We start from the raw sequence: 21,616 nt of genomic DNA, 5'->3' as shown, positions 1-21,616 counted from the left end.
GCCGTGGCACGGCGGATTTTTCCATCGGAATTTCTACATTACGTCGAAAAGGTGGCTTTCGCCTAGCCCGGACGGCACATTCAGGCTCCGGGCGTGGTCGCTGCGCCGGGCAAAAGCACCGCTGCGGGTTCGCTGTACTGCACGCCAACGACGTCGTCGCCCTCAAAGATGAGGGAAGTCAGCGAGGCCAGCGTGCATTCGCGATGGCGCGGGTCGTGCCACAGCCGCTTGCCCTCGGCGCTGCGCCGAGTGGCCCAGATGGGCAGCTGGTGGCTGACCATGATGGCCTGCGCGCCTTCCCCGCCCAACTCGAAGGCACGACGCCGGGCGTCCCGTGCCGCTTCGAGCATGCGTTTCGCCTGGGCTGCGTAGGGCTCACCCCAGGACGGGCGCAGCGGGTTGGCAAAGTAGCGCCAGTGCCGCGGCTTCAGGAGCTCGGCCTTGTTGACCTTCATGCCTTCAAAGTGGTTTTCCGCCTCGATGATGCGCGGGTCCGTGACGATGTCCAGGCCCAGGGCGGCTGCCGTGGGCTGCGCTGTTTCCTGCGCACGGTCCAGCGGCGAGGCCACCAGGTGGACGGGGGCGGCGCCCCGCTCTGCCAGGTCCTTGAAGTGCCCGGCCACCATGTCCGCCATGGCACGGCCACGGTCGGAGAGGTGGAATTCGGGAAGCCTGCCGTACAGGACGCCGTCGGGGTTAAATACCTCGCCATGGCGCAGAAGGTGAACAGTGACTCGGGGCATGTGTCCAAGTTTCTCAAAGTTACGGGGATGGGGGTTAATCAGGGAATTCCCAGACTCGGGCGCCACAGTGGCAACGGGCCGGTTGAAAACTTTTTAAAAAAAATGTCCCGCCTGGGGAATATTAGATGCAAACGCATGCTTATACCCGGTGAAGGATTCGGCCCCCGGGTCCTGAACGCCGTATCCAACGTATTTCCCAAGTACATTCCCCAAGGAGAAACCATGACTGCAACAGCTGTTGAAACCGTAGGCCTGAGCCAGGGCACGTGGAACTTTGACGCCGCCCACAGCGCGGTGGGCTTCACCGTCCGCCACGCCGGCATCTCCAAGGTCCGCGGGAAGTTCACCGACGTGGCCGCCACCCTGACGCTGGGTGAAACCGTGGCCGACGCCAACGTCACCGCCACGATCCAGGCCGCCAGCTTCAACTCCGGCGACGAGAACCGCGACGGCCACGTCCGCAGCGCGGACTTCTTCGACGTCGAGCAGTTCCCCACCCTTTCATTCACCTCCACGAGCGTCTCCGGCGACGAAGGCGACTTTGAACTCACCGGTGAGCTGACCATCCGCGGCATCTCCAAGACCGTCACCTTCAAGGGCGAGTTCAACGGCGTGGCCGTGGACCCGTTCGGCGCCACCCGCGCAGGCTTTGAAGCCAAGACCGTCATCAGCCGCAAGGAATTCGGCCTGACCTGGAACGCTGCACTCGAGGCCGGCGGCGTCCTGGTCTCCGACAAGGTCACCATCACCTTGGACGTTGCCTTCGTGAAGGCTGCCTAGCCACACCCCTGCACCACGCGACGTGCCGGCCTGCCACCCATGGCGGGCCGGCACGTCGCTTTTTTACATCCCGGGGGCCCGTGCAGGGACCTGCCGGGTAGTTCCCCGGCACGCGGTCGCGTAGGGTTAAATACACACCCGGCGCGGCCGTTTTGCCTGCCGCCGGCCGCCACTGAAAGGGACCACTCCCATGACCACTCCTGACGAAACTCCTCAAGAGCGGCCCGCCTCCGGTCCCCGACCCGGGCACTACGGGGAGGTCTCCCCCGGTGTGCCGCGCTACGGCCAGTACGCCCCGGAAGGCTGGCAGCCGCCGTCGTCCACCGAAGCCAACCACGACGCCGGACCCTCCCGGGGCCTGCCGCCCGCCTCCGCCTATCCCGGCTACGGGGGGCCGGATTACCGGGGCTCCGGAAGCCAGGCCAACGGCGGCAAGCTGCCGCCCCGCGGCGCCGGCCCCGTCCCGCCGGGCCAGCACCTGGCCGCCCCGCGTCCGGTGGCGCTCGCCAGCCGGCTGATCATGGCCGCCGGCGCCCTGCAGGCGCTTTCCGCCGTGCTGCTGCTGTTTGTGCTGTTCCTGCCGGCGGCCCGGAGCACCCTCATTGACGCGTTGACGTCGGCGCTGCCCAGCGATCCGGCCTACAGCTCCCTGCTGGCGGACCAGTCCGCGATCACCGGCCTCCTGGTGGCCGCCACGGTCCTGAGCCTGATTGCCGCAGTGGCCTATTTTTGGCTCGCGGTAAAAATCCGCCGCGGCGCCGGCTGGGCACGGACCACGGGGCTGGTGCTGGCCATCGTGTCCCTGGCGGCGCTGACACAGCCGAATATTTTCACGATCGTCCAGGTGGGGCTGGGGGTCGTGGGCATCATCATCCTCTTCCGCTCCCCCGCCAAGGAATACTTCGCCAAGCGCGTCCCTGGCAACGGCCCGCACGGGTACTGAACGGACAGGTACTGGGCGGACAGGTACTGGGCGGACGGGCCTTGCCCGGGTGCACTCAGGCGCCGGGCCGGTCCTGCTCCAGCCGCGGGTCGGCCAGCCGCTGGGCGTGGTAGGCGAGGATCTGCAGTTCCGTGGCCATGTCCACCTTGCGCAGGTTGACGAAGGCGGGCACCGTAAGGGCGACGGGCGCAAAGCTGAGGATGCTGTGGATGCCGGCGGCCACCACACGGTCGCACACCGCCTGGGCCACGGCGGCAGGGAGCGCCAGGACCACCATGTTGGCCCGGGTCTTCTCCAGCGTGTGTTCCAGCTCGGCCACGTCCGTGACGCGCAGCCAGCCGATTTCCGTGCCCACCAGCATTTGGTCGGCGTCGAACAAGGCCACCACGTCAAAGCCGCGTGATTCAAAGCCGGCGTACCTAGCCAGTGCCCGGCCCAGGTTGCCGGCCCCGACGATGGCCACCCGCCATTCGTGGGTCAGGCCCAGCGCCTGGGCGATCTTGCGGCTCAGGTGCCCCACCTCGTAGCCGACCCCGCGGGTGCCGTAGGAGCCCAGGTAGGAAAGGTCCTTGCGGACATTGGCGGAGCCGACGCCGGCCGACTCGGCCAGGGCTTCCGAGGACACCCGTTCCGTGCCTTCGGCAAGGAGCGCATTGAGCATGCGCAGGTACAGTGTCAGCCGTGACACCGTGGCAGGGGGCAGTTGCCGGGCCGATTCTGCAGCCGGTTCCTCCGGGGTCTGCGCTGGGGACAAGGTGACACTCCAAATTCTTTTGCAAGGCCACACCCGGGCGGGAAACAAATGTCCCCACGGTCCGCCGTCGGCCATTATCAACTGTAGGACCGGGGCCCGGGTTAGCCAAAGCGGGGTTGCCCCGCGGCCTCCGGCGGCCCGTCCGCCCCCATCAGGCCCACGAGCACGGTGCGCAGGCGCACCGGGTCGATGTGCCAGAAGTCGCGCGGCACCCCGTCCACCAGGACCACCGGGACTTCCTCGCCGTACCGCCCGGTGAGCGCCGGATCGCCGTCGATCCGGCGCTCGCTCCATGCCAGGCCCAGGGGTGCGGCCACCGCGGCCACCACCGCCCGGGCGTCCTCACACAGGTGGCATTCGGCCTTGGTGATCAATTCAAGGGTCGGCGTTGCGCCGGAAACTGGCTCCATCTGTTAACCGTACGCACACTTCGCCCCCGGCCACTATTAACCGCGCCGTATCCGGTGCAGCGGGCAAGGCGGGTCTGGAATGGCTAGACTCGTTGCATGCCCGATGTGACCACCGATAGCGCCGAGGCTGCCTCGACCGCTGCGAAACTCCAGGGCGAAGCCGCATTCTTTGACGTGGACAACACGCTCATGAAGGGCGCCAGCCTGTTCCACGTGGCGCGCAAAATGTACCAGAAGAAGACCTTCACGCTGCGTGACGCCGCCGGATTCGCGTGGAAGCAGGCGAAGTTCATCCTGCGCGGGGAAAACATGTCCGACGTCCATTCCATCCAGGACTCGGCGCAAAAACTGGCCGCCGGCATCAGCGCCGACCTTGTCCGCCACCTGGGCGAGGAAGTCTATGACGAGATGATCGTCTCGAAAATCTGGCCCGGCACCCTGGCCCTGACCCAGGAACACCTCAAATCCGGCCGGCAGGTGTGGCTCGTGACGGCGACACCCGTGGAGGTGGCCGGCGTCATTGCCCAGCGGCTCAAGCTGACCGGCGCCCTGGGCACGGTGGCCGAGGTCGACGGCGGCTTCTACACCGGACGCATTGTGGGCGAGATCCTCCATGGCGCCGCCAAGGGCCGGGCCGTGCGCGAGCTGGCGGAAATGCAGGGGCTGGACCTGGCCCGGTGCTGGGCCTACAGCGACTCGTACAACGACATTCCGCTCCTGACCACGGTGGGCAACCCCGTGGCAATCAACCCCGATGCCAGGCTGCGCCGCCACGCCCGTGAACACAACTGGCCCATTTACGACTACCGTTCGGGCCGCCGGGCCGCCACCCTGGGCCTGCAGGCCGCCACGGGCGCCGGCGTGGTGTACGGGCTGTGGCGGGGCATTTCCTCCATGCGCCGCAAGTAGGGCGCCGCAAGTAAGGCGCCGCACCGTGCCGTGCCGGCCAGTGACGGGCGTCCTTAAGCGAAAACACCCGCCCACGGATGTGGACGGGTGCCTTGTGCAGAAGCGTACTTACTTCTTGTTGCGGCGCTGGTGGCGGGTCTTGCGAAGCAACTTGCGGTGCTTCTTCTTGGCCATCCGCTTGCGGCGCTTCTTGATAACTGAACCCATGGATTCCTCACAAACTACATAGTTGGCCCCAAAAGAAGCCGTGAACGATTAGGTCGACCGATCGCAGGAATCGGTCAAAGCCGAAAATGGATCTTTCCTAGGGTACCGCCTCTAGCCGGTATGCGCCGAACCGGCGGCCCCGTCCCGCCGCCTGCCCTGGCCCCGTTCTTCCACCACCGGCGATTTCAGGATGGCCTCCACGGCGTTCTGCGGCACCCGGTAGGACCGGCCGAAGCGGACGGCGGGCAGCTCTCCGGCATGCACCATGCGGTAAACGGTCATCTTCGACACGCGCATGAGCTCCGCAACTTCCTGGACCGTCAGGAAGTTCACATCGGAGAAGTTTTGCTCCTGCACCTTGGCCCCATGCTTCGCTATTGTCGAGTGGAATGACCCCGGGAAAACTGCAGCCCGGACTACTATACGCCTTACTCTAGATGCTGGCGGGTCCAAAGTGAAAGCTGTTATCGGAAACTTGGGCCGGCCGGGACCGGGCGCTGTTCCTGTGCCCGGGTGCGCCGTGCGTGCGAGGCCCCGGCCAGCTTCGCCAGCACATCCGCCGTCACGTCCCACTCCATGCAGGCGTCCGTGACGCTCTGGCCGTAGCTCAGCCGGGCCGTGCCCGCAGCAACCTCCCCGGTGTCCAGCTTCTGTGCCCCTCCCACCAGGAAGCTTTCGAGCATGACGCCGGCAATGGCCTGCGAGGAGGGGCCGCCGCCTTCGAGCTGGGCGCCGATCTCCAGGGCCACCTCGGCCTGCCGATGGTGGCTTTTGCCGGAGTTGGCGTGGCTGGCATCCACCACCAGGCGGGGGTTGATCCCGGCGCCTGCCGCCTGGGCCGCGGCGGCCTCGACGTCGGACGCGGCGTAGTTGGGGCCCTTGCGGCCGCCGCGCAGGATCACGTGCGTGTCCGGGTTGCCGGAGGTGCCCACGAGGGCGGCGCGGCCGTCGCCGTCGACCCCCAGGAAGGACTGCGCGGCACTCGCGGCCTGGCAGGCGTCAAGGGCCACCTGGAGGTCGCCGTCGGTGCCGTTCTTGAAGCCCACCGGCATGGACAGCCCGGATGAGAGCTGGCGGTGGATCTGGCTTTCGGCGGTGCGCGCCCCGATGGCGCCCCAGGCGATGAGGTCGGCCGTGTACTGGGGGCTGATGGGTTCGAGGAATTCGGTGCCGGCGGGCAGGCCGAGGCGGGCCACGCCGAGAAGGAATTCCCGGGCCATCCGCAGGCCCGTGGCGACGTCGTGGCTGCCGTCCAGGAGCGGATCGTTGATCAGGCCCTTCCAGCCCACCGTGGTGCGCGGCTTTTCGAAGTAGGCGCGCATCACCACGAGCAGGCCCTCCTCGTGCTCCCTGGCTGCCGCTGCCAGCCGGTGCGCGTACTCGAGGCCGGCGGCGGGATCGTGGATGGAGCACGGGCCCACAATCACCAACAGGCGGTCGTCGACCCCGTCCAGGACCGCCCGGACCTGGTCGCGGCCGCGTTCGACGACGTTGGCCGCCTGGGCGTCCAACGGCAGCTCGGCCTGGAGTTCGGCCGGCGACGGGAGTGCGGTGAACTGGCTGACACGCAGGTTTGCGGTGCTGGTGGTTTCTGCTGCTGTGGTGGTCACGGGGCGGTTCCTTATGTCAGGTGGCAGCGGGCCCCTGTTCAGAAACCCGCCTGGAAATGGCGAAGGACAGGGAATGTTCCCTGTCCTGTTGGCTCTGAAGGTGTGTTGGATGCGTGTCAGTTCGACGCGGGCCCCTCCAGAGCCAACGAAAAATACGCATACCAACGGTTTGTCATGGCTTTACTGTAGGCCGCCCTGTGACGCCGCGCCAAATTGTGACCGTTTGTGTTGCGGGCTCAGCGCAGCGGGTTGAAGTGGCGCATGATGGCCGGCGGCGTGGTGCCGGTGAGCCCGGCGGCCACCATCTTGCCGGTCAGCGGGCCCAGCGCGATGCCCCACATGCCGTGGCCTCCGGCCACGTGCACGCGCGGCGACCGTGAGGCGCCGACCAGCGGGAAGCCGTCCGTGGTGCAGGGCCGTGCGCCCACCCATTCCTCGGCACGGTCCTCCCAGTCGATACCCGTGAACATGGGCGCCGCGGCGGCCACGATGGCCTGGATCCGCCGCGGGTCCAGGGGTGCACCGGCGTCGCGGAACTCCATCATGCCGGCCACCCGGACCCTGTCGCCCAGCGGGGTGCAAGCCACCCGCTGGGCAGGGAAATAAATGGGACGGCCGGGCATGGCCCCGGGCACCACGGTGAAGCTGTAGCCGCGGCCGGCCTGGACCACCCGCCTGACGCCGAACCTGCGGGCCAGGGCCCCCAGCCACGCGCCCGTGGCGAGGACAACGGCGTCGGCCGCAAGGGCACGCCCCTCGGAGCCAATGATTTCCACGCCGGTGCCGGTGTCACGGACGTCCAGGACGTTGAAGGCACCCGTGATGGTGCCGCCACGGGCGGTGACGGACCGGGCCAGTGAATCCATGAACCTCGGCGGGTTGAGGTAGCGCTGGCCGCGGATCCCGATGCCTGCCACCACGCCGGCGCCCAAGGCGGGCTCGAGGCCGCGGATTTCCCCGCCGGACATGAGCGAGTAGTCGACGCTGCCGCCGGTCTCGCGGATCACGCGGAATTCCTTCACCAGTGCATCGCGGTCCGCCACGGAAGCAAAGGCCGCCAGGAAGGGATCGGCCGGGCGGGTGGGCTCGGCGCCGGGTCCGGCGGCCTGTGCAATCTCGTCAAAGGCGTCCAGGCCGGTGTGGCCCACCTCGGCAAAGACGCCCATGGCGGCCCGCCACCTGCCGGGCGTGCAGTTCCGGGCAAAGCCGGCCAGGAATTTCAGCAACTGCGGGTCCGCGGAGAACGGGACATACAGCGGCGAGGCAGGATCCAGCATCGCCTTCAGGCCGTAGGCCAGGACGGAGGGTTCGCTGAGCGGAAGCGTGAGGGCCGGGGTCAGCCAGCCGGCATTGCCCCACGAGGAACCGCTGGCAACCCCGCCGCGGTCCACCACGGTGACGCCGATGCCGCGCTCCTGCAGATACCAGGCGGTGGAGAGCCCGATGATCCCCGCACCAACAACCGCCACATGCCCAGGCGCCTTTGCACTGACCACGGTTCACCCTCCCCAAGGACGTGGCCGGCGTCCGTGGCGCCGGTCCCGCTTCCAGCGTAGCCGCAGCTGCGCCGGTCCCGCACCGTACCTGCGGCCAGGACACTTTTGGCGCGTCCCCCGGATGGGGGACGCGCCGAAGGTGCGTGGTAGTGCTGTCCGGAAGACCGGCCCCTAGATCAGGCCCTGGGCCAGCATGGCGTCGGCCACCTTGACGAAGCCGGCAATGTTGGCGCCAACCACGTAGTTGCCCGGGGATCCGTAGGTCTCGGCGGTCTCGGCGCAACGGTCATGGATGCCGACCATGATCTGCGTGAGGCGCTGCTCGGTGTGTTCGAAGGACCAGGCGTCACGGCTGGCGTTCTGCTGCATTTCCAGTGCGGAGGTTGCAACGCCGCCGGCGTTGGCCGCCTTGCCGGGCCCGAAGAGGACGCCCGCTTCCTGGAAGACGGCAACGGCGCCGGACGTGGAAGGCATGTTGGCGCCTTCGGCGACGGCGATGAGGCCGTTCTTCACCAGGCGTGTTGCCGCCTCGGTGCTGAGTTCGTTTTGTGTGGCACAGGGAAGGGCCACAGCGGTGTCCACGTCCCAGACGGAGCCGCCCTCGACGTAGCTGACCGAGGCGCCGCGGCGGACCGCGTATTCCTTGAGGCGGCCACGTTCCTTTTCCTTGATCTGGCGCAGCAGGGGAACGTCGATGCCGTTCTCATCCACAACGTAGCCGGAGGAGTCCGAGCAGGCCACGACCTTGGCACCAAACTGCTGGGCCTTGGCGATGGCGAAGGTTGCCACGTTGCCGGATCCGGAGACCACCACACGCTGGCCGTCGAAGGAGGTCCCGCGCGTCTTGAGCATTTCCTGGGCAAACAGCACCGTGCCGTAGCCGGTGGCCTCGGGGCGCACCAGGGAACCGCCCCAGCCGATGCCCTTGCCTGTCAGCACGCCGGACTCGTAGCGGTTGGTGATGCGCTTGTACTGGCCGAACAGGTAGCCGATCTCGCGCCCGCCCACGCCGATGTCGCCGGCGGGGACGTCGGTGTACTCGCCGATGTGGCGGTAGAGCTCGGTCATGAACGACTGGCAGAAACGCATGACTTCGCCGTCGGACTTGCCGCGGGGGTCAAAGTCGGAGCCGCCCTTGCCGCCGCCGATCGGCATCCCGGTCAGGGCGTTCTTGAAGATCTGCTCGAAGCCTAGGAACTTCACAATGCCCAGGTACACCGAGGGGTGGAAGCGCAGCCCTCCCTTGTACGGGCCGAGGGCCGAGTTGAATTCAACGCGGAAGCCGCGGTTGATCTGCACGCGGCCCGCATCGTCGACCCACGGCACCCGGAAGATGATCTGGCGCTCGGGCTCGCACAACCGCTGCAGCACGGCCGCATCAACGAATTCTGGATGTTTATCCAGTACCGGGCCCAGGCTCTCGAACACTTCGATGACTGCCTGGTGGAATTCCTTTTCCCCGGGGTTGCGGGCCAATACCTGGTCCCGGACGGCTTCGAGCCTGGTGTCCATGAGTCTCCCTACAATGACGGGCCCCGCGACGGGGCGAATAAATATGCTTGATTGCAATGTTCCAATCACCCGGCCGCTAACGCCAATTTTTCTTGCCATTTGAGACCACATGCATGATCTTGCAAGTATCGAACGGTTACGGGGGCGTGGCGGCAGCTGCCCGTCCGGTTTTTGGCGTGTTCAGTCCTTGCGGCGGCGAAAGGACGGCAGGTTGGCCAGCAGGTCCGCGGCCTTGTTGGCCGCACGCCCCACACTGCGGGTGATCTGCTGCTGCACGGAGGGATCGTGCGCCCCGTCCTGGACGACGCCGGACGGCACCGGCAGGCCTGCCGGCTCGAGTTGGGCTGCAGCGGCGGCCGGCACGACGACGGCCAGTGTGGCCGGAACTGTCCAGGGGGCTGGGGCTGCTGAGGCAGCCGGGGTGGGAGCAGCCGGGGCTGCCGGGGTGGGAGCGGCCGGGGCTGCGGGAGCGGGCGCGGCCACCCGTGCGGGCGCCACAGGCCGCGGCGTTGCGGCCACCCCGGCGCCCAGCCCGTCCAGCCATTCGGACACGAGGGTGAGCGGTTCGGTGTTGATGCTGTAGAAGCGCTTCTGGCCCTGGGCGCGCATGGTCACCACGCCGGCCTCACGCAGCACGCGCAGGTGCTTGGACACGGTGGGCTGGGACACCCCCAGTTCCTCCACGAGCTGGCCCACAGCCTTGTGCCCGGTGGCCAGTGCCTCCAGGATGTCCCTGCGCGTGACCTCGGCAATGACTGCGAATACTGCTTCAACGACCATCACACCACCCTAGCGACATATGCCCGCCACGGCATCTTCAATCGAACCACGGGTCCAGCCCGTAGAGCGGAAACACCGCCTTGCGCGTGGCCATGATGGTGCGGTCCACGGCGTCGGAGGGGTTGTAGCCCACTTCCCAGGACCTCCACCAGGTGTCCGCATCCTCCCCCATGAGCAGCGGCGCCACCCGGCCGTAGCGTTCCAGGACATGCTTGCGCCACGCTTCAGGGACGGGGGTGCGCAGCGGGACGGGGCAGCCGGCGGCTATCGCCATCAGGTGCGACCACACCCGCGGGACCACGCTGATGATGTTATACCCGCCGCCGCCGGTCGCCAGCCAGCGGCCGCCGCACACCTTGCCGGCCAGGGCCGCAATGGACAGGGCAGCCTCCCGCTGGGCGTCGACGCTGGTGTTCAAATGGGTCAGATCGTCGTCCCGGTGCGAGTCGCAGCCATGCTGGCTGACGATGACGTCCGGGCCGAAGGCCTCCACCAGCTGCGGCACCACGGCGTGGAAGGCACGCAGCCAGCCGCCGTCGGACGTGCCGGCCGGCAGGGCGACATTCACGGCCGAGCCCTGCGCCTGCGGCCCGCCGATCTCGTTCGCGAAGCCCGTGCCGGGAAAAAGGGTCAGCCCGGATTCATGCAGGGAAATGGTCAGGACCCGGGGGTCGTCCCAAAAGATGCCCTGGGTGCCGTCGCCGTGGTGGGCGTCGATGTCCACGTAGGCAATCCTGGACGCGCCGGCGTCCAGGAGGCGCTGCACGGCCATGGCGGCGTCGTTGTAAATGCAGAATCCGCTGGCCTTCTCCCGGCTGGCGTGGTGCATGCCGCCGCCAAAGTTGACGGCGTGCACGGCGGCCCCGGAGATGAGGGCGTCGGCGGCGTTCAAGGAGGCGCCGGCCAGGCGGGCACTGGCCTCGTGCATGCCGGCGAAGGCCGGGTCGTCCTCGGTGCCCAGCCCGTGGTCCGGATCGGGGCGGCCGGGGTCCTCCCCCACGCGCTTGACGGCGGCGATGTAGGCGGGGCTGTGCACGGTGGCAAGCTCATCGTCGGAGGCCACGCGGGCCGCTGCAACGGCCACCTGCGGCAGGTCCAGGATGCCCAGCTCGCGGGCCAGCCGGGAGGTCAGCTCCAGCCGCTTTGGCGACATGGGGTGGCAGGGGCCAAAATTGTACGCAGCCATGGCCGCATCGCAGACTATGCTTGTCGGGACGGCCGATGGCCCGGTGCTGGCAATGGATGACATCCATCACAGGCTACCGAACTCCCCGCCGCTTTGCCGTATCGGCGGCAGCAGGGAGGGAACAGGAAGGCTTACAACGGGCAGGAAGGGTCGGCATACACCTTGGCCACTAAATCCACCCAGGCCCCGACGGCCAACCGCTGGCCCCTCGCGGTTGTGGTCACCGTCCGCGACTTTGTGGACCGCGTCGCCAACAGCTCCCCGGCACGGCTGGCGCTGATCGTCTTTGCCCTCGTCATCCTGGCCTTCACGCTGGTGCTGTCCCTGCCCGCGGCGGCCCGCGACGGCCACGCCACAGCCTTCCACGACGCGTTGTTCACGGCCGTCTCCGCCGTCTGCGTGACCGGGCTGACCACCGTCTCCACCGCCCTGCACTGGTCGTTTTTTGGCCAGCTGGTGATCCTGATCGGCATCTTTGTCGGCGGCCTGGGCATCCTGACCCTGGCCTCGCTGATGTCGCTGATGGTCAGCAAGCGCCTGGGCGTGCGCGGCAAGCTCATCGCCCAGGAAGCCATGAACGCCGGGCGGCTGGGCGAAGTGGGCACGCTGCTGCGGATCGTCATCAGCACCTCCGTGGCCATTGAGGCGGCGCTGGCACTCATCTTGGCCCCGCGGTTCCTGGTCCTGGGCGAAACCCTGCCCCAGGCCATCTGGCATGCCGCGTTTTACTCGATCTCGGCCTTCAACAATGCCGGGTTCACCCCCCATTCCGACGGCGTGGTCCCCTACGAGGCGGACCTGTGGATCCTGGTGCCGCTGATGGTGGGCGGCTTCATCGGCAGCCTGGGCTTCCCCGTCCTGATGGTGCTGCTGGCCAGCGGCTTCCGCTTCAGGAAGTGGACGCTGCACGCCAAGCTCACCATCCAGGTCTCGCTGATACTGCTGGTGGCCGGCGCCGTGCTGTGGGGCGCGATGGAATGGACCAACCCGGCCACCATCGGCAACATGAGCCTGGGCGACAAGATCACGCACTCGATCTTTGCCTCCATCATGACCAGGTCCCTGGGCTTCAACCTGGTGGACATGAACTCCATGCATTCCTCCACCATGCTGCTCACCGACGCCCTCATGTTTGTGGGCGGCGGTTCGGCGTCGACGGCTGGCGGCATCAAGGTCACCACCCTGGCCGTGATGTTCCTGGCCATCGTGGCCGAGGCGCGCGGCGACAACGACGTGAAAATCTACGGCCGCACCATCCCGCAGGGGACCATGCGCGTGGCCATCTCCGTGATCATGATGGGCGCCACGTTCGTCATGATCGCCTGCGGGCTGCTGCTCGCCATCTCGGGACAGGGCCTGGACCGGGTCCTGTTTGAAACGATCTCTGCCTTCGCCACCGTGGGCCTGAGCACGGGGCTCAGCGCCCAGCTGCCGCCGTCGGGCGTGTATGTGCTCTGCGCCCTGATGTTCTTTGGCCGTGTCGGCTCCATCACGCTCGCTGCCGCCCTGGCCCTGCGCCAGCGCCGCCAGCTGTACCACTACCCGGAAGAGAGGCCCATCATTGGCTGACAAGGTAAATTCCAGCAACCGCCCGCCGCACAATGCGCCGGTCCTGGTCATTGGGCTGGGGCGCTTTGGTGCGTCCACGGCCCACCAGCTGGTCAAGCAGGGCCGGGAGGTGCTCGCGATCGAGCGCGACCCCGCCCTGGTCCAGAAGTGGGCCGGCGTCCTCACGCACGTGGTCGAGGCCGACGCCACCAACATCGACGCGCTCCGCCAGCTCGGCGCTCAGGACTTCAGCTCCGCCGTCGTCGGGGTGGGCACCTCCATCGAATCCAGCGTCCTCATCACCGTGAACCTGGTGGACCTGGGCATCGCGCACCTGTGGGTCAAGGCCATCACGCAGTCGCACGGGAAGATCCTCACGCGCATCGGCGCCAACCACGTCATCTACCCCGAGGCCGACGCCGGCGTCCGGGCCGCGCACCTGGTGGGCGGGCGCATGCTGGACTTCATCGAGTTCGACGACGACTTCGCGATCGTGAAAATGTACCCGCCGAAGGAGACCCAGGGCTTCACCCTCGAGGAGTCCAAGGTCCGTTCCAAGTACGGGGTGACCATTGTCGGGGTGAAGTCGCCCGGCGAGGACTTCACCTATGCCCAGCCCCACACGCGCGTGTCCGGGCGCGACATGCTCATTGTCTCCGGCTACGTCGACCTGCTCGAACGCTTCGCCGCCCGGCCCTGAAACCCGCAGCTGCCGCTCCTCACGTTTTCGGGGCGGCGGGCGTCTACAGGGCATGGAGGAAAAACATGAACACCTACACCGTTTTTGACTCGCCCATCGGCCCGCTGACCGCCGTGGCGAACGACGCCGGGCTGGCGGCCGTGTACATGGCCGAACACCGGCGCCGGCCGGGTTGGGAGGCGTTCGGGGAGCGGGTCGACACCTCGGCCTCTCCCGTCCTTGCGGCGACGGCACGGCAGCTGGGCGAATACTTCGCCGGCAGCCGACGGGAGTTTTCCCTGCGGCTGGCACCCGCCGGGAACCCGTTCCAGCACCGCGTCTGGGACGCCCTGGGCCAGATCCCGTACGGCGAACTGCGCACCTATGGCGACATTGCCGAACTGCTGGGCGACCGTTCCCTGGCGCAGGCCGTGGGCTCGGCCAACGGCCGCAACCCCATCAGCATCATCGTCCCGTGCCACCGCGTGGTGGGCGCCGACGGCTCCCTGGTGGGCTACGCCGGCGGGCTCGGGCGGAAACAGTTCCTGCTGGAGCTGGAAAACCCGTCACGGACCCACACCGAAGCGTTGTTTTGAGCCGTGCCGCAGCCCCGCGGGCGCCGTTCGAGGCCCTCGTGGAAGCCCACGGCACCGCCGTCCTGCGGGTGTGCCGGGCGCTGGTCGGGGTCCAGGACGCCGACGACGTCTGGCAGGAAACGTTCCTGGCGGCCCTGCGCGCCTACCCGTCCACCGAGCCCCTCAACGCCGAGGCGTGGCTGGTGACGATTGCCCGGAACAAGGCAGCCGACCACCACCGGAAGGCCGGCCGGCTGCCGGTGCCGGCCAGCCGCCCGGGCGGGACGGAGGCGGCCACCCTCCCTGGCGGGACGGACGCGGGCGGAGGGGACGCCGTCGTCCATGCCGTGGAGGCCGGCGAGGACGCGGCCGCCGTGTGGGCGGCAATTGGCGCTCTGCCGAAAAGGCAGCGCGAGGCGGTGGTCTACCACCATCTGGCCGGGCTCAGGCATGCCGAGGTGGCGGCCCTGTTGGGGAATTCGGAGGCGGCGGCGCGGCGGGCCTCGGCCGACGGGATGAAGGCACTGCGGGCGCGCCTGGCCGGGCCGGCCGGGTTGTCCGGGACGGAAGGGAGAGGGCTATGAGCATGAACCATGGATTGCCGGTGGACCTTGCCGCAGTGGCGGCGGGCGAGGCCCCGGCGATGGCACGGCTGCGGGCGTCGCTGCTGGCTGCGGCGTCGGCGGACGGCCTGATCGATGTGGCGTACAGGGTGGTGGAGTCCCCCGTGGGGCCGCTGCTGCTGGCCGGCACCGAGGCGGGGCTGGTGCGGGTGGCGTTTGCGCGGGAGGGGCACGACGCCGTGCTGGCCGCGCTGGCGTCGACGGTCAGCCCGCGCATCCTCAGGGCCCCGGCACGGCTGGACGAGGCTGCCCGCGAACTGGACGAGTACTTTGCGGGGCGGCGGCGACGGTTCGAGCTGCCGCTGGACTTCCGCCTGGCCGGCGGCTTCCGGCGCGAGGTGCTGGCGCACCTGCCCGAGATCGGCTACGGGCACACGGCCAGCTACGCCGCCGTGGCTGCGCTGACGTCCAGCCCGCGCGCCGTGCGGGCCGTAGGGACTGCCTGCGCCCGCAACCCGCTGCCGCTGGTGGTGCCGTGCCACCGTGTGGTCCGCTCCGACGGCAGCCGGGGCGCGTACGTGGGCGGGACGGAAGCCAAGGCCCTGCTGCTGGACCTTGAGGCCGCCCCGCCCCGGTGAAGCCTCGAGGCCGCCGGGCCGGCTGCGGCTGGGCTACTTTCCGGCGAGCTCTTCGGTGATCTGGGCTGCGCGTGCCGCGGCGGCCTTCGCCCCGGCGCTGACGATGCCCGGCAGGCCCAGCTTGTCGAAGGTGGCGATGGCCTGCTCGGTGGTGCCGTTCGGGCTGGTCACGGCACGGCGCAGCACGGCCGCGTCGGCACCGGGCTCGGCAAGCATGAGCCCGGCCCCCGCCACCGTCTCCCGGGCCAAAACCTGGGCGATCGACTCCGGGAGCCCGAACTCCCGGCCGGCGGCCGCCATGGCCTCGGCCAGGTAAAAGGCGTAGGCGGGGCCGGAACCGCTGATGGCGGACACGGCGTCCTGCTGGTCCTCCGGAACGTCCAGCACCACCCCGGCGCCGTCAAAGACTTCGTGCGCCGCGGCCAGGTGGTGTTCGTCGGCGGCGGTTCCGGCGGAAAGGGCCACGACGCCGCGGCCCACCTTCAGCGGGGTGTTCGGCATGGAACGCACCACAGGCTGGCCGGGCCGCAGCGCCGCTTCCAGCTGTTCCAGGGAAACGGCGGCCGCTACGCTGATGACCACGGCGCCGGGTTCCAGGGCCCCTGCGACCTCCCGGCACAACGCCGCAATGCCCACAGGCTTGACGCCGAGGATCACGACGTCGGCCCCGGCCACGGCCTCGACGTTGGCGTTCCCTTCCTCGTTCGAGGCCAGCGCGGTGACCCCGTGGGCCTGTGCCAGTTCTTCAGCCCGTTCGGGCCGGCGAACGGTCACGGTGACGGACTGTGGCGTGGTCCCGGCAGCCAGCAGTCCGGTCAAAATTGCCTCACCCATGGATCCGCAGCCTAGAAATACGATCTTTTTACTCATCCCCCCATCTTTCTGCCCCGGCGCCCCGCATGCAACAAAGCGCCGTTTCGCGCCGTCACGGGACGGGCGGACCTGACACTGCCAGCCTTTTCCCAGCCCCGTGGCGGTCTTTGCCCAGAAAGGCCCATTACTGTCATAACCACCTCATAAAGGTGCGAGTGATGACGGACCGGCAGTTGTTTTCAGCAGCCGGTCCGGAGCGCCGGAAGCGGCTAGGTTTCCCCCAAGGCCTGGCATTGCTTCCGGCGTTTCTCGTTAACCGGGTTATTTGGGTTAACAGGTCGGTTTTTGGTGACTCTTGGTGACGTGTAGCCACCGGCCCGACTTAACGGCAAATGCACAGTCTCTGCCCGGACTATTCACAAGCACGCTCCCTATTGTTTTAAGTACCTCATAAGGGTGCGAGTGATGATCGGGCTGGTCCTGTCCTGAAGACCAGTCAAATCGCCGGAGAACTCGCCAGTGTTTCCCCCCATCCACTGGCCACATGTTCTCCGGCGATTTCGCGTTAAGCCCCAGGCCGTTAAGCCCCAGGCCCTGGTCCACCAAGCCCCGGTCCCATGCCCCAGGCCCCGGCCCAGGCAGCAACCAACAAACGCTCCCGCGCAACCGGGGGTGTTTTTCCCCACGCTCCCGCGCCGGGTGCGGAAGCGTTGCCCCAAACACCCCCGATTGCAACCGAGCGTTGTTAAGGCGTGGGGTCCGGTTGGCCGGCTCCGGGCTGTCAGGCGATGGTCTGGCCCAGGTGCACGCGGGCGAATTCGAGGGTTTCGGCCAGCCATTCCTCGCGCTGGCCGGCGCCCTTGGCCTTCCGGGTGGAAATCTCGGCCACCACGGCGCCGTCAAAGCCGTTGCCGGCAATGTGCTGGAGCACCTCCATGCACTCCTGCGTGCCGTGGCCGGGGATCAGGTGCTGGTCCTTGGTCGAGGGCGAGATGCCGTCCGTCAGGTGGATGTGCCGCAGCCGGGATCCCAGTGCCTTCGCGGCGTCCAGGCTGGAGGCCCCGGCGGAGGCGGCGTGGGAGAAGTCCCAGGTGACGTCCCGGTAGTCCAGCGGCACCGGGTCCCAGTGCGGCAGGTAGGCCAGGGCCTCCCGGCCGCGGACCCGCCACGGGTACATGTTTTCCACGGCGATGCGCACCCCGAACGCATCGGCAATGTCCCGCACGCCGTGCGCGAACGTCTCCGCGTAGTCGTTCTGCCAGCGGAACGGCGGGTGCACCACCACGACGTCGGCGCCAACGTCCACGGCCATCTGGGCGGAGCGCTGGACCTTGTTCCAGGCGCTGCCCCACACCTGCTGGGTCAGCAGCAGCGTGGGTGCGTGGATGGCCAGGATTGGCTGGTCATAGCGTTCGGCCAGGGTGGACAGGGCGCGGGCGTCCTGGCTGTCGCCGTTGTGGGTCACGAGCACCTCGACGCCGTCGTAGCCCAGGTCCGCGGCCACGGCGAAACCGTCGTGCACGCTCAGCGGGTACACCGACGCCGTGGACAGCGCCACCGGGATGGGGCGCCGGGGCACCTGGCCGCCTGCCGCCGCCGTGCCGGCCGGCGGCGCCGTGCCGTCCGAGGGGGTGGAATCCGTCCGTGGTGTGTTCATGACCGCCTAAAGGGTTGCCGAATTGGTCAGCCTACCCACATGCGCGGGCGGATCCAACGGGCCGTCAAAGACCAGCTGGTCCAGGCGCCGCAGGATCAACCCCTCGCGCAACGCCCACGGGCTGATCTGCAGGGACTGGGTCTTGAACAGTTCCAGGGCCGTTTGCGCCACGAGCGCCCCGGCCAGCACCTGCCTGGCCCGCGCCACGGACACGCCGGGCAGGTGCAGCCGGTCCGCCGAGGACATCGCGGACAGCCGCTGGCTCCACAGCCCCAGGTCGGTCAGGTGCAGCTCGCGCTTCACGTAGGGCCCCATGGCCGACGGAGCCGCCCCGGTAATGCGGGCCAGCGCCCGGAACGTCTTGGAGGAGCCCGTGACGATGTTGGGCGCGCCAAGTGCCTGCGTGGCGGCGACGGGCCCCTTCAGGGTCGCCTTGATGTGCTTGCGCAGCTCCTTGACGCTCTTGGCCGTGGGCGGGTCCTCGGTAAGCCAGTCGCGCGTAAGCCGGCCGGCGCCCAGCGGCACCGAATGGGCCAGGTCGGGCAGCTCGTTGGACCCCTGGGCGATTTCAAGGGAGCCTCCGCCAATGTCCAGGTTCAGGATGGTCCCGGCGCCCCAGCCGTGCCAGCGGCGCACGGCAAAGAACGTCATGGCGGATTCCTCGTCGCCGGTGAGCTCCGTCAGCGCGATCGTGGTTTCATGCTGCACGCGGGCCAGCACGGCCGCGCCGTTGGTCGACTCGCGGATCGCGGAGGTGCAAAAGGCCAGCAGGTCCTTGGCCCGGTGCTTGGCCGCGAACTCCCACGCCTCCAGGATGAATTCGATTAGCTCGGTCTGGCCCTCATCGTTGATGTTGCCGTCGCCGTCCAGGTACTGCACCAGGCTCAGGGCACGCTTGTGCGAAGCATACGGCACGGGGTTGGCCCCCGGGCGGGCGTCAACAAGCAGCAGGTGGACCGTGTTGGAACCGATGTCGAGCACGCCTAATCTCATGTGCCCATTATTGCGCGTTCCAGTCCCGAACACGGTCCGGCCCGGCTACTTTCGCGCCGGGGCTTTCCGCTTGGCCGGCGCCTTGGCGGTCCGCTTGACCGGGCCGCGCTCGCGCTTGTCCGCCAGCAGCCCGACGGCGGCCTCGTGCGTGAGTTCCGCCACATCCGTCCCGCGCGGCACGGTGATGTTCGTGACGCCGTCGGTGATGTACGGGCCAAAGCGGCCTTCCTTCACCACGATCTTCTTCCCGGAGACCGGGTCGTCGCCAAACTCCGCCAGCGGGGGAACCGCGGCACGGGCGCCGCGCTGCTTCGGCTGGGAGTAGATCTCCAGGGCCGCCTCGAGCGTGATGGTGAAGATTTCCTCCTCCGAGCCGATGGAGCGGGAGTCGGAGCCCTTTTTCAGGTACGGGCCGAACCGGCCGTTCTGCACCGTGATCTCGGCGCCTTCGGCGTCGGTGCCCAGCACGCGGGGCAGGCTCATGATGGCCAGCGCCTCCTCCAGCGTGACGGTGTCCACGGTCATCGACTTGAACAGCGACCCGGTGCGCGGCTTGGCCTTGACGGGCTTCTTCGGCGGCTTCGGCTTGCCGTTCTTGTAGTACTCGACCGGCTGGTTGGCGATTTCCTCCTCGGTCAGTTCCGGAATGACCTCGGTGACGTACGGGCCGTAGCGGCCGTTCTTGGCCACGATGGTCCGGCCGGTGGCCTCCTCGACGCCGAGCACCCGCTCCTCGGGGGCGGCCGTCTCCATGAGTTCCTGCGCCTTGGCCGGGGTGAGCTCGTCCGGGGCCAGGTCCTCGGGGACGTTGGCGCGTGCGGCCTCGATGATTTCCCCGGTCTTGGGGTCCAGGGTGGGCACGGTGCTTTCCAGGTACGGGCCGAACTTGCCGACCCGCAGGACCAGGTTGTCGCCGATCTTGATCGAGTTGATGTCCCGGGCGTCAATCTCGCCCAGGTTGTTCACGATCGCGAGCAGGCCGGCGTCGGAGTCGTCGCCAAAGTAAAAGTGGCTGAGCCAGTCCGAGCCCTTGTCCTCGCCGTTGGCGATCCTGTCCAGGCCGGTCTCCATGCCGGCGGTGAACTTGTAGTCGACGTAGGAGGTGAAGTGCTGCTCCAGCAGGCGGATCACAGAGAAGGCGATCCAGGTGGGGATCAGCGCCGAACCCTGCTTGCGCACGTAGCCGCGGTCCATGATGGTGGACAGCGTGGAGGCGTAGGTGGACGGGCGGCCAATGTCCCGCTCTTCCATTTCCTTCGTCAGCGACGCTTCCGTGAAGCGCGGCGGCGGGGAGGTTTCGTGGCCGCTGGCCGTGACGTCGGCGGCCTTGAGCACGTCCCCTTCCTTGACGTTGGGCAGGCGGCGGTCCGACTCGTCGGCGGCGTTGCGGGATTCGTCGCGGCCTTCCTCGTAGGCGGCCAGGAAGCCGCGGAAGGTGATCACGGTGCCGGAGGCGGAGAACTCGGCGTCCTGCCCGGCGGCTGCCCCGGCCACCGTTGCGGCACCCAGCTTGATGGTCGCCGTCGAGCCCTTGGCGTCGGCCATCTGGGAGGCGACGGTGCGCTTCCAGATCAGCTCGTAGAGCCTGAATTCGTCGCCGCGCAGGGCGCCGGCCACCTGGGCCGGGGTGCGGAAGGAGTCGCCGGCGGGGCGGATGGCCTCGTGGGCCTCCTGCGCGTTGGAGCTCTTGTTCGCATAGACGCGCTTGGCGGCGGGCACAAATTCGGGGCCGTACAGTTCCGAGGCCTGGCGGCGGGCGGCGTTGACGGCCTCGTCGCTCAGCGCGGAGGAGTCCGTACGCATGTAGGTGATGTAGCCGTTTTCATACAGCCGCTGGGCGGTCTGCATGGTCGACTTGGAGGAGAAGCGCAGCTTCCGCCCGGCCTCCTGCTGGAGGGTCGAGGTCGTAAACGGCGCGGCGGGCCGGCGGGTGTAGGGCTTGTGCTCCATGGAGCGGACGGCGAAGTCCGCGTCCTGCAGGCCGGCGGCAAGCGCCGTGGCGGCTGCCTCGTCCAAATGGGCGACGTTCTTGCCGGTCAGCTCGCCCTTGTCGTTGAAGTCGCGGCCGGAGGCGACACGTTTGCCGTCCACGGCGGTCAGCTTGGCGCTGAACGGCTCGCCGGCGGAGGCGTCCGGGGCGAAAGTGCCCAGCAGGTCCCAGTAGCCGGCGGACCGGAACGCCATGCGCTCGCGTTCGCGCTCCACCACCATGCGGGTCACCACGGACTGCACACGCCCGGCTGACAGGCCGCGGGAGACCTTGCGCCAGAGCACGGGGGAAATTTCATAGCCGTACAGCCGGTCCAGGACGCGGCGGGTTTCCTGCGCATCCACTAGGTCGGTGTCCAGCTCGCGCAGGTTGCCCAAGGCGCGCTGCAGCGACTCCTTGGTGATTTCCGCAAACGTCATGCGGTGCACCGGGACCTTGGGCTTGAGCACCTCGAGCAGGTGCCACGCGATGGCTTCGCCTTCGCGGTCCCCATCGGTGGCGAGGTACAGTTCGTCGGCGTCCTTGAGCTGCGCCTTGAGCTCCGCCACCTTCTTTTTCTTGTCCGGGGAGATGACGTAGTACGGCTTGAAGCCGTTTTCCAGGTCCACGGCAAACTTGCCGATGGGGGACTTTTTCAACTCTGCGGGCAGGTCCGAAGGCTGCGGCAAGTCGCGGATGTGGCCAATGGAAGCTTCGACGACGAACCCCTCGCCCAGGTACTTGGCGATGGTCTTGCTTTTGGCAGGGGACTCGACGATGACGAGCTTCTTGCCGGTCTTTGGCTTGTTGGCTGCCTTGCTTGGCACGGTACTCCTACAGGGAATGAAAGG

Annotated in this window: 22 protein-coding genes; 8 read left to right on the top strand and 14 right to left on the bottom strand. The window is 68.2% G+C overall.

What is annotated here, in order from left to right; all coding sequences use genetic code 11:
* Window positions 1–80: 80 nt before the first annotated feature.
* Window positions 81–743, bottom strand: coding sequence for a histidine phosphatase family protein (locus G6035_RS14080; protein WP_176617730.1), 663 nt, complete (start codon window positions 741–743; stop codon window positions 81–83).
* A 222-nt stretch (window positions 744–965) separates the two neighbouring features.
* Between G6035_RS14080 and G6035_RS14075 the strand changes: the two genes are divergently transcribed.
* Window positions 966–1,523 carry a YceI family protein gene (locus G6035_RS14075; protein WP_176617729.1) on the top strand — a complete coding sequence of 186 codons (558 nt, stop codon included), beginning with the start codon at window positions 966–968 and terminating at the stop codon, window positions 1,521–1,523.
* 190 nt (window positions 1,524–1,713) lie between these two features.
* Entirely contained in the window at window positions 1,714–2,466 is a 753-nt protein-coding gene (locus G6035_RS14070; RefSeq protein WP_176617728.1) for a hypothetical protein, read from the top strand.
* Window positions 2,467–2,521: 55 nt separating this feature from the next.
* On the opposite strand, the gene G6035_RS14065 is transcribed toward G6035_RS14070, so the two are convergent.
* Window positions 2,522–3,220 carry a redox-sensing transcriptional repressor Rex gene (locus G6035_RS14065; RefSeq protein ID WP_256127994.1) on the bottom strand — a complete coding sequence of 233 codons (699 nt, stop codon included), beginning with the start codon at window positions 3,218–3,220 and terminating at the stop codon, window positions 2,522–2,524.
* 101 nt (window positions 3,221–3,321) lie between these two features.
* Window positions 3,322–3,630 (bottom strand): glutaredoxin family protein, encoded by a 309-nt coding sequence (locus G6035_RS14060; protein WP_176617726.1) that lies wholly within the window; start codon window positions 3,628–3,630, stop codon window positions 3,322–3,324.
* A gap of 96 nt (window positions 3,631–3,726) precedes the next feature.
* Here G6035_RS14060 and G6035_RS14055 point away from each other — a divergent pair, with 96 nt between their 5' ends.
* On the top strand, window positions 3,727–4,539 hold the full coding sequence (locus tag G6035_RS14055) for an HAD family phosphatase (protein ID WP_176617725.1): 813 nt from the start codon (window positions 3,727–3,729) through the stop codon (window positions 4,537–4,539).
* Window positions 4,540–4,647: 108 nt separating this feature from the next.
* Here the strand turns inward: G6035_RS14055 and G6035_RS14050 are convergent, their stop codons facing one another.
* The 7 genes from G6035_RS14050 to G6035_RS14020 form a co-directional block, all read right to left on the bottom strand.
* Window positions 4,648–4,746 carry a 30S ribosomal protein bS22 gene (locus G6035_RS14050; RefSeq protein ID WP_003792170.1) on the bottom strand — a complete coding sequence of 33 codons (99 nt, stop codon included), beginning with the start codon at window positions 4,744–4,746 and terminating at the stop codon, window positions 4,648–4,650.
* A 111-nt stretch (window positions 4,747–4,857) separates the two neighbouring features.
* Complete coding sequence (locus G6035_RS14045; protein ID WP_176617724.1) at window positions 4,858–5,103, bottom strand: helix-turn-helix domain-containing protein; 246 nt, start codon at window positions 5,101–5,103, stop codon at window positions 4,858–4,860.
* Window positions 5,104–5,210: 107 nt separating this feature from the next.
* On the bottom strand, window positions 5,211–6,356 hold the full coding sequence (locus tag G6035_RS14040; RefSeq protein ID WP_176617723.1) for a 3-deoxy-7-phosphoheptulonate synthase: 1,146 nt from the start codon (window positions 6,354–6,356) through the stop codon (window positions 5,211–5,213).
* Window positions 6,357–6,592: 236 nt separating this feature from the next.
* On the bottom strand, window positions 6,593–7,825 hold the full coding sequence (locus G6035_RS14035) for an NAD(P)/FAD-dependent oxidoreductase (RefSeq protein WP_371131019.1): 1,233 nt from the start codon (window positions 7,823–7,825) through the stop codon (window positions 6,593–6,595).
* 198 nt (window positions 7,826–8,023) lie between these two features.
* Entirely contained in the window at window positions 8,024–9,364 is a 1,341-nt protein-coding gene (gene gdhA, locus G6035_RS14030; RefSeq protein WP_176617721.1) for an NADP-specific glutamate dehydrogenase, read from the bottom strand.
* Between the two features lie 180 nt (window positions 9,365–9,544).
* Window positions 9,545–10,144: a helix-turn-helix transcriptional regulator gene (locus G6035_RS14025; protein WP_176617720.1), complete on the bottom strand. Its 600-nt coding sequence runs from the start codon at window positions 10,142–10,144 to the stop codon at window positions 9,545–9,547.
* A 37-nt stretch (window positions 10,145–10,181) separates the two neighbouring features.
* Window positions 10,182–11,330 carry an acetoin utilization protein AcuC gene (locus G6035_RS14020; RefSeq protein WP_176617719.1) on the bottom strand — a complete coding sequence of 383 codons (1,149 nt, stop codon included), beginning with the start codon at window positions 11,328–11,330 and terminating at the stop codon, window positions 10,182–10,184.
* Window positions 11,331–11,546: 216 nt separating this feature from the next.
* Here G6035_RS14020 and G6035_RS14015 point away from each other — a divergent pair, with 216 nt between their 5' ends.
* From G6035_RS14015 to G6035_RS13995, 5 genes are all read left to right on the top strand, one after another.
* The gene (locus G6035_RS14015) at window positions 11,547–12,899 is read left to right on the top strand and encodes a potassium transporter TrkG (protein ID WP_256883896.1); all 1,353 of its coding nucleotides are present in this window, start codon (window positions 11,547–11,549) and stop codon (window positions 12,897–12,899) included.
* Entirely contained in the window at window positions 12,892–13,578 is a 687-nt protein-coding gene (locus G6035_RS14010) for a TrkA family potassium uptake protein (protein WP_176617717.1), read from the top strand. The genes G6035_RS14015 and G6035_RS14010 overlap by 8 nt, the downstream gene beginning before the upstream one ends.
* 65 nt (window positions 13,579–13,643) lie before the next feature.
* A complete protein-coding gene (locus G6035_RS14005) occupies window positions 13,644–14,153 on the top strand; it encodes a methylated-DNA--[protein]-cysteine S-methyltransferase (protein ID WP_176617716.1) in 510 nt (169 codons plus the stop codon).
* Window positions 14,150–14,716: an RNA polymerase sigma factor gene (locus G6035_RS14000; protein WP_176617715.1), complete on the top strand. Its 567-nt coding sequence runs from the start codon at window positions 14,150–14,152 to the stop codon at window positions 14,714–14,716. The genes G6035_RS14005 and G6035_RS14000 overlap by 4 nt, the downstream gene beginning before the upstream one ends.
* Window positions 14,717–14,718: 2 nt before the next feature.
* Window positions 14,719–15,333, top strand: coding sequence for a methylated-DNA--[protein]-cysteine S-methyltransferase (locus G6035_RS13995; protein ID WP_176617748.1), 615 nt, complete (start codon window positions 14,719–14,721; stop codon window positions 15,331–15,333).
* Between the two features lie 33 nt (window positions 15,334–15,366).
* On the opposite strand, the gene proC is transcribed toward G6035_RS13995, so the two are convergent.
* The 4 genes from proC to topA all read right to left on the bottom strand — a co-directional run bounded on the left by proC (window position 15,367) and on the right by topA (window position 21,592).
* A complete protein-coding gene (proC, locus tag G6035_RS13990) occupies window positions 15,367–16,203 on the bottom strand; it encodes a pyrroline-5-carboxylate reductase (RefSeq protein ID WP_176617714.1) in 837 nt (278 codons plus the stop codon).
* 724 nt (window positions 16,204–16,927) lie between these two features.
* Complete coding sequence (locus G6035_RS13985) at window positions 16,928–17,803, bottom strand: sugar phosphate isomerase/epimerase (protein WP_176617713.1); 876 nt, start codon at window positions 17,801–17,803, stop codon at window positions 16,928–16,930.
* A gap of 6 nt (window positions 17,804–17,809) precedes the next feature.
* Window positions 17,810–18,796 carry a Ppx/GppA family phosphatase gene (locus G6035_RS13980; protein WP_176617712.1) on the bottom strand — a complete coding sequence of 329 codons (987 nt, stop codon included), beginning with the start codon at window positions 18,794–18,796 and terminating at the stop codon, window positions 17,810–17,812.
* 45 nt (window positions 18,797–18,841) lie between these two features.
* Window positions 18,842–21,592 (bottom strand): type I DNA topoisomerase, encoded by a 2,751-nt coding sequence (gene topA, locus G6035_RS13975; protein WP_176617711.1) that lies wholly within the window; start codon window positions 21,590–21,592, stop codon window positions 18,842–18,844.
* Window positions 21,593–21,616 lie beyond the last annotated feature (24 nt).

Origin of the sequence: Arthrobacter sp. SDTb3-6 (genome assembly GCF_013376095.1) — a bacterium.
Taxonomy (GTDB): Bacteria; Actinomycetota; Actinomycetes; order Actinomycetales; family Micrococcaceae; genus Specibacter.
The sequence above is the reverse complement of the archived record's forward strand: the minus strand, read 5'-3'. Positions and strand labels throughout refer to the sequence as shown.